13 protein-coding genes and 1 pseudogene are annotated in these 12,386 nt (G+C 37.6%); 10 read left to right on the top strand and 4 right to left on the bottom strand.

The genetic code is table 11. The features are described 5' to 3' along the window. Position 1: 1 nt before the first annotated feature. The 6 genes from hflD (at position 2) to GA0061081_RS08060 (ending at position 6,265) form a co-directional block, all read left to right on the top strand. Positions 2-649, top strand: coding sequence for a high frequency lysogenization protein HflD (hflD, locus tag GA0061081_RS08085; RefSeq protein ID WP_091349507.1), 648 nt, complete (start codon positions 2-4; stop codon positions 647-649). 47 nt (positions 650-696) lie between these two features. Continuing rightward, positions 697-2,067: an adenylosuccinate lyase gene (gene purB / locus GA0061081_RS08080; protein WP_091349504.1), complete on the top strand. Its 1,371-nt coding sequence runs from the start codon at positions 697-699 to the stop codon at positions 2,065-2,067. Between the two features lie 142 nt (positions 2,068-2,209). Next, a complete protein-coding gene (gene hemC, locus GA0061081_RS08075) occupies positions 2,210-3,130 on the top strand; it encodes a hydroxymethylbilane synthase (protein WP_091349501.1) in 921 nt (306 codons plus the stop codon). Further along, the gene (locus tag GA0061081_RS08070; protein ID WP_091349498.1) at positions 3,127-3,867 is read left to right on the top strand and encodes a uroporphyrinogen-III synthase; all 741 of its coding nucleotides are present in this window, start codon (positions 3,127-3,129) and stop codon (positions 3,865-3,867) included. The genes hemC and GA0061081_RS08070 overlap by 4 nt, the downstream gene beginning before the upstream one ends. Before the next feature lie 18 nt (positions 3,868-3,885). After that, on the top strand, positions 3,886-5,355 hold the full coding sequence (locus tag GA0061081_RS08065; protein ID WP_167349332.1) for a uroporphyrinogen-III C-methyltransferase: 1,470 nt from the start codon (positions 3,886-3,888) through the stop codon (positions 5,353-5,355). 10 nt (positions 5,356-5,365) lie between these two features. After that, on the top strand, positions 5,366-6,265 hold the full coding sequence (locus tag GA0061081_RS08060; RefSeq protein WP_091349493.1) for a heme biosynthesis HemY N-terminal domain-containing protein: 900 nt from the start codon (positions 5,366-5,368) through the stop codon (positions 6,263-6,265). A gap of 80 nt (positions 6,266-6,345) precedes the next feature. On the opposite strand, the gene GA0061081_RS08055 is transcribed toward GA0061081_RS08060, so the two are convergent. Beyond that, positions 6,346-6,669: an AzlD domain-containing protein gene (locus GA0061081_RS08055; protein ID WP_091349491.1), complete on the bottom strand. Its 324-nt coding sequence runs from the start codon at positions 6,667-6,669 to the stop codon at positions 6,346-6,348. Next, a pseudogene (locus GA0061081_RS08050) lies at positions 6,666-7,367 on the bottom strand (AzlC family ABC transporter permease). The gene GA0061081_RS08055 and the pseudogene GA0061081_RS08050 overlap by 4 nt, the downstream one beginning before the upstream one ends. Before the next feature lie 202 nt (positions 7,368-7,569). Here GA0061081_RS08050 and gmk point away from each other — a divergent pair. Then, positions 7,570-8,199 (top strand): guanylate kinase, encoded by a 630-nt coding sequence (gmk, locus tag GA0061081_RS08045; protein ID WP_091349489.1) that lies wholly within the window; start codon positions 7,570-7,572, stop codon positions 8,197-8,199. A 47-nt stretch (positions 8,200-8,246) separates the two neighbouring features. Here gmk and gloA read toward each other — a convergent pair whose 3' ends face one another. Together gloA and GA0061081_RS08035 are read right to left on the bottom strand one after the other, a co-directional pair. Next, positions 8,247-8,654 carry a lactoylglutathione lyase gene (gloA, locus tag GA0061081_RS08040; protein WP_091349487.1) on the bottom strand — a complete coding sequence of 136 codons (408 nt, stop codon included), beginning with the start codon at positions 8,652-8,654 and terminating at the stop codon, positions 8,247-8,249. A gap of 202 nt (positions 8,655-8,856) precedes the next feature. Continuing rightward, complete coding sequence (locus GA0061081_RS08035; RefSeq protein ID WP_091349552.1) at positions 8,857-9,357, bottom strand: outer membrane lipoprotein; 501 nt, start codon at positions 9,355-9,357, stop codon at positions 8,857-8,859. Positions 9,358-9,524: 167 nt separating this feature from the next. Between GA0061081_RS08035 and GA0061081_RS08030 the strand changes: the two genes are divergently transcribed. From GA0061081_RS08030 to pgm, 3 genes are all read left to right on the top strand, one after another. Beyond that, positions 9,525-9,710 (top strand): hypothetical protein, encoded by a 186-nt coding sequence (locus GA0061081_RS08030; protein ID WP_091349485.1) that lies wholly within the window; start codon positions 9,525-9,527, stop codon positions 9,708-9,710. A 22-nt stretch (positions 9,711-9,732) separates the two neighbouring features. After that, a complete protein-coding gene (locus GA0061081_RS08025; RefSeq protein WP_091349483.1) occupies positions 9,733-10,236 on the top strand; it encodes a hypothetical protein in 504 nt (167 codons plus the stop codon). Positions 10,237-10,339: 103 nt separating this feature from the next. Continuing rightward, positions 10,340-11,977, top strand: coding sequence for a phosphoglucomutase (alpha-D-glucose-1,6-bisphosphate-dependent) (pgm, locus tag GA0061081_RS08020; RefSeq protein ID WP_091349480.1), 1,638 nt, complete (start codon positions 10,340-10,342; stop codon positions 11,975-11,977). Positions 11,978-12,386: the final 409 nt, after the last annotated feature.

Raw genomic sequence — 12,386 nt, 5'->3', positions numbered from 1 at the left:
AGTGAATAACAAATACCATCATATTGCCATCGCCCTAGCAGGTGCTACGCAAAGCGCAATATTAGTGCCACAACTTGCCAACACAGGGGTTTGTAGTGCAATACTTTATGAACAAGCAATAAAAAGTGTGTTTAAAACTTCGCCGAAAACAACGGATGATGTTTATGATGGTATTGAAAATGTTAAAACAGGCTTACAAACGTTAATACAACTATTATCATCAGGACAAAAAGAGCAAGTCCAAATTATTCGTTACATATTTGGCACACTTAGTATTACAAGTAAATTATTAAAAAATAACGATGCATTAGATAAAATAGACCAGCGATTACGACGCATTTCAGGACTTTATTCGGAAATGAACGATGAAACTGTGAGTGCTAATGTTGATGATCTGTCCTATTCATTAGCGGGAATTTATTCTGACATCATCAGCCCAATATCAACTAAAATAAAAGTTACTGGTAAAATCGAATTTTTACAAAACTCATTAGTGCAAGCAAAAGTAAGAACTGCGCTTTTGGGGTGTGTTCGATCAGCCATTTTATGGTATCAAGTTGGCGGTAGTCGCTTTCAGTTTATTTTTTGCCGTAAACGTATTTGTAATGCTGCACAACAACTTTTGGACCAAATTAATCGCGCAAGCTAATTTACACTTTATAATTGATATTTCAAAATAGCAACGGAGTTAAACCGATGGAATTATCTGCACTTACTGCCCTTTCACCAATTGATGGACGTTATGGTGACAAAACAACAGAATTACGCACCATTTTTAGCGAATATGGCTTATTAAAATACCGTGTTCAAGTTGAAGTTCGTTGGTTACAAAAGTTAGCCTCTCAAGCAGATATTTTAGAGGTTCCATCCTTAAGTCAATCAGCTATCGATCACCTTAATAAAATTGTTGAGCAATTTAGTGAACAAGATGCTAAGCGTATTAAAGAAATCGAAAGAACCACAAATCACGATGTCAAAGCGGTAGAATACTTTTTAAAAGAAAAAGTCAGCACCAATGAAGAATTACATGCGATTAATGAATTCATCCATTTTGCCTGCACATCTGAAGACATCAACAACTTATCTTATGCATTAATGCTAAAAACAGCGAAAGAAACAGTATTAGAACCATATTGGAACAAGCTGATTGATAAAATTACCTCGCAAGCCAAAGCTTATCGCGATTTACCGCTGCTTTCAAGAACACATGGTCAGCCTGCTACACCATCAACAATTGGTAAAGAATTTGCCAATGTCGCTTACCGTTTAAAACGTCAACTAAAACAACTAAAATCAGTTGAAATATTGGGTAAAATTAATGGTGCAACAGGTAATTATAATGCACATATGGTTGCTTACCCACAAGTAAATTGGCATAAATTCAGCGAAGAATTTGTTTGCTCGCTAGGATTAAAATGGAACCCTTATACCACCCAAATTGAACCCCATGACTATATTGCCGAGTTCTTTGATTGTGTAGCACGCTTTAATACCATTATGATCGACTTTGATCGCGATGTTTGGGGATATATTTCGTTAAATCACTTTAAACAAAAAACCATTGCTGGTGAAATTGGCTCTTCAACCATGCCACACAAGGTTAACCCAATCGACTTTGAAAATTCAGAAGGAAATTTAGGTATTGCCAATGCAATCATGAACCATTTAGGTAGCAAATTACCTATTTCCCGCTGGCAACGCGATTTGACCGATTCAACAGTATTACGCAATTTAGGTGTAGGTATTGGTTATGCCATTATAGCTTACCAATCAACCTTAAAAGGCTTAAATAAACTTGAAGTTAATCACGATTACTTACTTGAAGAACTTGATCGAAACTGGGAAGTATTAGCAGAACCAATCCAAACCGTCATGCGCCGTTACGGCATCGAAAAGCCTTACGAAAAACTAAAAGAACTAACCCGAGGAAAACGTGTTGATGCTAAAGGCATGCAAGAATTTATTGACTCGTTAGATTTGCCCGAAGACGAAAAAACACGGCTAAAACAGCTAACACCGGCTAACTATATTGGTTATGCAGCTAGTTTTGTTGACGATTTAGCCTAACAGTTTAAATGTAATTAGCCTAATGCAAATCACACTGCGTTAGGCAATATTACTATTCAAGTGATCGATATAAATCAAACGAAAAACGCACTTGCACAGTAAATATAAATCACCTAATAAAAAAAGAAAATAGAGAAATCAATTGAATATTCGCATTGCAACACGAAAAAGCCCTTTAGCGCTATGGCAAGCTAATTTTGTTAAGCAACAACTGCTAGCTGCTCACCCTAATTTAACGGTGGAATTGATTCCGATGGTCACTAAAGGCGACGTATTACTAGACAGCCCCCTATCAAAAATTGGTGGAAAAGGATTATTTGTTAAACAGCTTGAACAAGCGATACTAAACAACGAAGCGGATATCGCTGTTCACTCAATAAAAGATATTCCTGCTGAGTTTCCTGAGGGACTAATGTTAGCAACAATTTGTCAACGCGACGAAGTACGTGATGCTTTTGTGTCAAACCAATACGCCAACTTAGACCAATTACCCAATGGTGCAATTGTAGGTACATCAAGTTTACGACGCCAATGTCAGCTACGAGCTAAATACCCCCACTTACAAATTAAAGAACTACGTGGCAACGTTGGAACACGTTTAGCAAAGCTTGATAACAATGAATACGATGCTATTATTTTAGCGTCAGTTGGACTAAAACGCTTAGCGCTTGAACACCGAATAAAACAGTATATTGATATCAATTTAATCTTACCTGCGGTTGGACAAGGAGCTATTGGCATTGAAACACGAAGTAATGACGAATGCCTATTATCACTATTAGCTCCACTTGATGACAACCATAGCCGCCAATGCATTATAGCAGAAAGAGCAATGAATAAAGCCCTACAAGGTGGATGCCAAGTACCTATTGCCTGCTATAGCCAGCTAAATAATGACACGTTAACTTTACAAGGATTTGTTGGTTGTGTTGATGGGTCACAAATAATCAGAGCTGAACTAAAAGGCCCTGCAAGCCAAGCCGAACAATTGGGTCACAACCTAGCCAAACAGCTATTAAACCAAGGTGCTGACAAAATACTACGGGAATTAATAGACGAATGATTTATGTAACAAGACCCTCGCCCAATGGCGAGGAACTAACTAAACAACTGAATCAAGCCCATTTACCGGCAACTCACCTTCCCTTATTTGATATTTTACCCAGCTCTGAGCTGGTTGATTTACAGCAACAACTTAACCGCCTTTTGCCATCAGACATTGTTATTGCGCTATCGCCACAAGTAATTCATACCATCAAAGCACATTTACCCGATTTATACTTTCCAAAGCATGTACATTATTTCGCAATTGGTAACAAAACGGCACACTTATTAAGTCAACTAACCACAACTAAAGTCAGCTCCCCTAAACAAGAAGATAGCGAAGGTTTATTAGACTTACTCAAAAACACAACGCTAGCACATCGCACCGTACTCATTTTACGGGGTAACTCAGGCCGGCAATTATTAGCAGACACACTCACAACACAACAAGCGCAAGTTAAATTGCTAGCATGTTATCATCGAAAGCCAATAACCTATTGTGACAATATTTTGGCTAACAACATAAACAATCAAATTATCATTATTACCAGCGTTGAACACTTAATACAGCTTGAACTTTATTGTCAAAGACAACACAAACAGCAAGCCCAGCTCGTTGTAACCAGTGAGCGAATTTTAAAAAAAGCACAACAACTAAACTGGCAAAACGTTTTGCAAATAGTAGGTGCAAATAATCAAATTTTATTTAAAACAATGTTAACTCTATGTCATAATGCCAATATCAATTTTGAATAAATCTAAATGAGGTTATTTATGCCGCCAAAATATTATGGTGCCAACGCAACACTCTCAACTATTAACACAACTTCATTTAGTCAACCAACGACAACAGCGAATCAAAATGAAGCGAATAAGATTATGAAAGAAGACAAAAAAAATCAAACAAGCTCACAATCTACTACAACTTTAGAATCTAAAGCTCAACCCCAAGACAGTAATAACAGTCACACAAACAAAGTGCCGGTTTCAAAACTATCAATACTTGCAATAGCATTAACCGTTTGCTTAAGTGGTATTGGCTTTTATTATCGTAACAACCAAGTTGAAATGCAAAAAAAGACCATCTCGACATTACAAACAGAACTAGCCAATTTAAAACAAACCACTAAGCAGAGCATAACAGACGATCTCAACAGCAGTATTAGCGATGCGGTTAACAAACAAAATCAACAATTCAACACATTAGAACAGCGCGTAGAACGTGAACTTGGCGATCAACAAAAAGTACAACAGCAATTAAGCAACCAAGTAAATGATACCTTAAAGCTCAACGAACAAAGCTTACAAAACATCAACGAACGTTTAGCGGCTATGTCAACCACAGATCATAAAGTTTGGTTGATTTCACAAGCAAATTATTTAGTACACTTAGCGGGACGCAAAATTTGGAATGACCAAGATTACACATCAGCACGACTACTCCTTAAAAGTGCTGACGAAAGTCTAGCTCAAGCTGATGATCCTAGCCTATTACCTGCTCGGCAAGCGATCAGTAAAGATATTAACTCACTTGCTCAAGTAAGCTTTATTGATACTGACGGCATTATTATTAACTTAATTGGATTGTCAGATTCGCTTACCGAATTACCTTTAGTGGGTCATTACCAAGAAATCGATCTTGGCATGACCCAATATAACGAAGATTCAACCAATACAGATGACAACAAAGAACCACAAACCAAAAGCGCTAACGTAGCAAACAATCAGCAAGCACAAGCAAATAATGCAACTGACAATACAAATAGCGAAATATCATCGTCAACCAGTGATTGGTCTAACAATTTATACAACAGCACCAAGACTTTTATGGATAAATTCATTACCATTGAAAAGCTTGATAATAAAGACAACAGCTTCAAAGCATGCTTAGAACACGCTGGCCAAGATGAAAAGCAAATCATCCATTGCCAAATATTAAAAGCACCGTTAAGCATAGAACAATCGCTTTATCTGCGTGAAAATATCCGTTTCCGCCTATTGATTGCAGCACAAGCGGTACCAAGGCATCAAGATCTTATTTATCAACGTGCACTTAGCGATACCGCAACTTGGGTGAATGCCTATTTTGATGGTAATGCACCAAGCGTTAAAGCATTTATTAATGAACTCGAGACTTTACAAAGTCAATCAATCAGCGACCAAAACGTTCCTGAAAATCTAACTAGTATCAGCGAACTTGAAAAACTAATGCAAACTCGCGTTCGTTCAATGTTGGCAAAATAGGAGAATAATAATGATAAAAATACTGATTATTTTCTTAGTGCTAGTGGGTGGATTTTTTCTTGGACCATTATTACAAGGACATCAAGGTTCGGCGGTATTTGAATTTGTAAATTACCGTGTCAGCATGTCGTTTAATTCATTTATTATACTTGAATTAATTGGTCTGCTTTTCCTTTACCTAATTTATTCTATTTTCAATAAAATATTAAATTCTAAAACTGTATTAGGCAATTGGTTACGCTTAAAATCACCTAAAAAATCGATAAAACGCATTGAACAAGCGCAAATTTTATTGCTAGAAGGTGATTATCAACAAGCAGCAAAACTCTTTGTAAAAAGTGCCAAAGGGGCAAAAAACACTACTTTATCGTATTTACTTGCCGCGCAAGCGCAAATCGACAATGACGAATTAATTCAGGCCAATCAATCGCTAGAACAAGCAGCTAAAAGCTGTCAGCCTAAAGAAATTTTTGCCTTTCAATTAGTACAAATTCGGCTACAACTAAAAAACCGCGAATACACTGCCGCACGTAGCGTATTAGAAAAATTACTAAATGAAAAGCCTCGCAATGTCGAAGTGCTTAGATTAGCCGATCAACTTTATTACGAAACTGGCGATTACCAAGCAGTTATAGATCTATTACCAGTAATGTATAAAACTAAAGCATATAGCGAATCGCAACTCGATCAGTTTAAACAAGCGGCTTATATTGCTAGAATCAAGCAATTATCGACCGATAGCGATACACAAGCACTTATAAAATGGTGGCACTCACAACCACGAGCTATTATGAACAACATGACTTATCAAAAAGCGATGGCTACCTATCTTAATCAACTAGGCCAAAATAACGAGGCCGAAAAGCTATTAAAATCGATTAGCAAACTAGAACAAAAAGAAAGAACATAACAAAAAAACAGGGCAAATAGCCCTGTTTTATTTTAACAGTTCACAAAAACAACAATAAACGTCAGTTCAATTGACCTAAATTAAACCACAAAATAACGAATCAGTGCCATAAAGCACATACCTGCAACTACAATACACATTAAGTTTTTCGTAATAACAGCAACAATGACAGTTGGAATTGTCGCCAAACAATATTCCACATGGAAACTAGGAAACTGCCCCTCTTTTGCCACAAACAGATTTTGCACAAACAGTGCAGTTAAAATACACAAAGGTACATACGACAAAAAACGAATCACCACATTTGGCAACTGCAACTTTCGAACCAACATAAAAGGAATTACTCTTGGCAACCAAGTAACTAGGCCACAACCTAAAATAATCATTAGACTATAAACTGTCATCCATCACGCTCCATTGCCATACCCATAAAACAGCCACCAAAAGTGCTAATTAAAATCGCCATTTCAGGTGACACAAAACGCATTAACAAAATTAACATAACAGCAACGGTAACCATTACTAACAGTCAATTTTTAAGGCTCTTACTTTTATCACCAATCAATTGCAAATAAAGTAAACCAATAAACATGGCAACTAAGGCATAATCTAAACCAAACAAGTTAGGATCGGGTAACCATTCACCGATTACCGCACCTAAAAAGCAAGACATAATCCAAGTCAAATAAGCCGTAACATTAAGCCCATGCATCCAAGCAGCATTTACAGGTACTTTATTGGCAATGGCATTCATCACAACAGCAAAGCTTTCGTCGGTTAACAAACTACCAATACCGATATTATTTAAAAATGAAAATTTACGAAAAGCTGGCGCTGTTGCCATACTCATTAAAAAATGACGGGAATTAACTAAAAAAACAGTAAAAATAATAGCTGAAACAGGTGTAGCCACCATCATCAAACCCGCAATAATAAATTGCGATGCACCAGCATAAACAATAATAGCCAGTAATGTAATTTCAAACACAGATAGATTTGCCGACTTACCCACAACCCCTGCAGCAATGCCAATACCAATATAGCCTAATAACGTTGGAATACACGCATAAACGCCATCTTTAAAAGTCAAAGACATAATCATCCCTTACGATAACATACACCTATACAGAATATTGCAAACAAGTAACAAAGTGCTTATAAACGAAAACCTAAACACTAAATTAAGCTACTCAACTAACAATAAGCCACAATATATTGCCAAATTTTGCTATAATATCGTTTAACTTGTATTAATGGCAATAAAAACAAATAACTCAATAGCAACCAACGTGGCAAACATATCTATGTATACAGGAACTCTATTTATCATCTCTGCGCCTAGTGGTGCAGGTAAATCAAGCCTTATTCGTGCTTATCTAAACCAACAACCACATCAAGCCAAAGTGTCAATTTCGCATACAACACGCGAACCACGACCTGGTGAAACACATGGCGAACATTATTATTTTGTCGATCATAAACACTTTGAATCCTTAATTGATAAAAATGCATTTGTAGAATATGCCAACGTATTTGACCACTATTACGGCACATCCAAAGCAGAAATAGAACAAAGCCTATCACAAGGAATTAATGTCTTTTTAGATATTGACTGGCAAGGTGCACGGCAAGTACGCAAAAAAATGCCTCAAGCAAAAAGCATCTTTATATTACCACCTTCGCTAAAAGAGCTAGAAAACCGCCTAATAAAACGTGGCCAAGATAACAGTGCCGTCATAGCCAAAAGAATGCAAAAAGCGCAAGCCGAAATTTCGCATTATAACGAATACGACTATATCATTATTAATGATGATTTTGATGCTTCATTAAACGCATTAAACGCAATCATTACCGCGGCTAGCTTAGAGCAACAAAAACAAGCAATTATCAACAAACAATTATTAGCTGATTTATTGAGTACTCAATCGAATTAAAAACAAAATATATCGCCAAAACACCGGCGATATACTATTAGGATCGGTTAATGACCTAAGGCTTGATCAGCCTGATCGTTTTGAATCAGCTCTAACTTGTAACCATCAGGATCTTCAACAAAAGCAATAATCGTTGAACCACCTTTTACTGGCCCTGCTTCGCGTGTTACTTTACCTCCGGCTTGCTTAACGGCGTGACACATTTGGGCGACATCATCAACACCAATAGCAATATGACCAAATGCCGTTCCATGATCATATGTATCTGTGTCCCAATTATAAGTTAGCTCAATAACTGAGCTCGTTGTCTCATCGCCATAGCCGACAAAGGCTAATGAATATTTATATTGTGTGTTTTCGCTTGTTCTTAGCACTCGCATCCCCATTACACGGGTATAAAAATCGATCGAACGCTGCAAATCACCAACTCGGATCATCGTGTGTAAAATACGCATTGCTTATTGTTCCTTTAAACATAACAAATAAAAATCACATAGAGTTTATACGTTAGTATTTAGACAGGCAAATTTTTGTTATTGAAAGGGAGACATGTATGAAGAATAATGATGGATAAAAAACAGATCGCCACTCACTCAACTAAATATAATGCTCATCATCAAGATGAGCAAAATCAAGTATTATATTTTCAATTAGTGATTATTTTGATTGGTTGTTATAACGTGGTGATGCACTAATTTTCTTACCGTTAGTAACTAAACGAACCGCTTGACCAGCAAAGAAATCTTTAGCTGAACCTTTTTGTACAATAACAATATTTGATCCGTTTTCTTGTTTAATTTCTAATTCAACAGCACTAGCTTGACTAGTTTTATCTTGAATGGTATCACCCAAAATTGCACCACCAATAGCACCGGTTGCAACAGCTAGCACTCGACCAGTACCACCACCAATAGTATTACCTAATACACCACCTAAAACCGCACCGCCTAAGTTACCTGCTACGTTTTCGCTCTTACCGTCTGATGATGCATTAGCTTGAATTTTAACAGGACGTACTGAAACAACTGTACCATAACTCACTTGCTGAACTTGTTTTGCTTGATCAGCAGTATAAACATCGCCAGAATAAAGATCACTATTGCTACATCCAGATAAAATTGTAGCTAAAATAGCTAATGTGACGATTTTTTTCATAATTAATTCCTCATATAATATCGGTATCTTACTCATTATACCTTGTTTAGGATAATATCGTTTTTGAAAAACGACAACATCATTTTCATTATTTTATCAATAGCCAATACAATTTATCCTTAAGTTAGGTTATACTCAGCGCAATAGTTTATAGAGCGAACAATGAGTATATGAAACGGTTATTTTTTCCATTAATATTATCAGTTATGATAACGGCTTGCCATGATGCAAATCAAGCGCCCAAAAAAAATGATAGTGCTGAATTAAAACAACCATCAAATAATTGTTTAAACCACTCATCGGCGAATAATTTGCATTTAGACAGCACTCCTGCTTTAGGATGTCCCGTAAAATAATTTAATAGGCACATGTAACACAATGAAAACGATAGAAATCGACGAAGAATTATACCAATTTATTGCCGGCCAAACTAAACACATCGGCGAAAATGCATCAAGTATATTACGACGTTTATTGAAAATAGATCAGCCAACCTTGGCAAAACAAAATATCACCGCACAAAAAGAAAGCCATTATACGCCTTTTAATGACTTATTAACCAGCGATACCTTCACAAATGAAAAATCCATTATTAATCGCTTTATATTATTACTTAGTGCACTGTATAACTACAACCCAGCACTCTTTGCCATTGCGGCCACCTCATTACACGGCAGCAAACGCCAATATTTGGCCAAAGACAAACAATTGCTAGAAACATCAGGTAAAAACACCAAACCCCGTGAAATCATTGGCACACCTTATTGGGTTATTAGCAACACCAACACTGCCAGAAAACAATATATTATAGAATCAATAATGAGTGACATGGGCATATCCGAAACGATGATAAACCAAGTCACCAATGCTTTTTTACCTTAACCGGACAAATAAAAACGAATAAAAGCTAAAAACGCGATCCCTTCTAACTCATTCACGTTTTTAGCCATTATAAAAATACTATTTTATGAAAGAGGATTAAAAAATGGCCAAGCAAAACCGCGCAGGAATGTTAGCTCAACCATCAGATCTTATTAACGTTGAAACATTACGAAATAACTATTATCAAATTCAACCTGACACGGATAATGCTAGCCAACTAGTCATATTTGGCACCTCTGGCCATCGTGGCAGTTCAAACAAAGGCACATTTAACGAAGCACATATACTAGCTGTAGCTCAAGCCATTGCCGAATACCGCAAAACCAACAATATCACAGGGCCATGCTTTATAGGGCAAGATACTCATGCATTATCAGAACTCGCATTAAAATCAGTGCTTGAAGTCTTTGTTGCCAACGAACAAACAGTTGTCATGGCGCAAGATTGGGGTTATACACCAACGCCTGTGATATCGCATGCTATTTTAACCTACAACCAAGGCAAACAAACTCAACTAGCCGACGGCATTGTAATAACCCCATCGCACAATCCACCAGAAGATGGCGGAATAAAATACAACCCAACCAATGGCGGTCCTGCTGATACGGACATCACCAAACAAATTGAAAACCGCGCCAACGAACTATTAAAAAACAAACTCAATGAAGTCAAGCGCGTAACTTTAGACAAGGCTATTAATTCAAATTACATTCATACCAAAGAGTACGAAACTGACTACATCAACGACCTTGAAAATATTTTAGATTTAGCGCTGATCAAATCATCATCGCTACAAATTGGCGTTGACCCACTGGGCGGTGCTGGCATCACCTATTGGCCTCGAATAGCCGAAAAATACGGTATCAACCTCAATATTGTAAATAACAAAGTCGATCCAACATTCAGCTTTATGCACCTAGATCATGACGAAGTGATTCGAATGGACTGCTCAAGTCGCTGGGCCATGGCAGGGTTATTAAAATTAAAAGACCAATTTGATTTAGCCTTTGGCAATGATACCGACTTTGACCGCCATGGTATTGTCACACCTAAAGGACTAATGAACCCAAATGCCTACCTATCAACTTGTGTCAATTACTTATTCCAAAATCGTCCACAATGGCACAAAGATATCGCTATTGGCAAAACACTAGTTACAAGCTCGATGATCGACCGCGTGGCAAACAGCCTCAACAAAAAATACCTAGAATACCCTGTTGGATTTAAATGGTATGCCGATGGGCTTTACAACGGCAAGCTAGGCTTTGCAGGCGAAGAAAGCGCAGGTGCATCGTTTTTAAGAACCAACGGCAAAGTATGGGCAACCGACAAAGATGGTATTATCCTATGCCTACTTGCAGCCGAAATGACAGCCAAAATGGGCAAAAACCCACAAGAACAGTACCAAGAACTCGAAGATAAATTTGGTGTTTCTTATTATGGACGAATCCAAGCGCCTGCATCGTTTAGCGAAAAACAAAAACTAGCTAAACTTGATGCCAGCCAACTAACCACCGACAACCTAGCCGGTGAAAAGATCACTCAATGCCTAACCACTGCACCGGCTAACAATGCTGCAATTGGTGGACTTAAAGTGATAACTAAAAATGGCTGGTTTGCCGCTCGTCCTTCTGGAACAGAAGATGCTTACAAAATTTATGCTGAAAGCTTTATAAGTAATGAGCATTTAAATACGTTACAGCAAGAGGCGCAACAAATTGTGGCTAAAGCGATTAAATAATCGAAAAAAACAAATGCAATAAAAAAACAGCAGCTATTTGGCTGCTGTTTTTTTATGTAGGTTTTTATGTAAAAACACAAAATAAAAACTTTAATAAAATCAATATGTTTTCTGACTGATTTTTGGGCGGAAAATCAGGCCTTTTTGGGTTGGTGAATAGGATGGATTGGGTGCGGTGGTTTCGGACGTTTTGACCTTGGGTGGATAAAATAGCTACAGTGACCACGTCCGAGTCAGGGAATTAAAGCGAATTCCCTGACAACCCACGCTTTGGCTGCAGAATGTGGCCTGCGGCTGCCCGACGCCGACGCTCGGTCTTGACGCACCGTTTGTGGACGCGCTCCCGGCGCACCACAAACTCGCCAAACATCCCTGTTTGGCGTGCTAACCTCGCTCTGTTGTCGGCACA

The sequence above is a fragment of the Gilliamella bombicola genome (genome assembly GCF_900094945.1).
GTDB lineage: Bacteria > Pseudomonadota > Gammaproteobacteria > Enterobacterales > Orbaceae > Gilliamella > Gilliamella bombicola.
The sequence above is the reverse complement of the archived record's forward strand: the minus strand, read 5'-3'. Positions and strand labels throughout refer to the sequence as shown.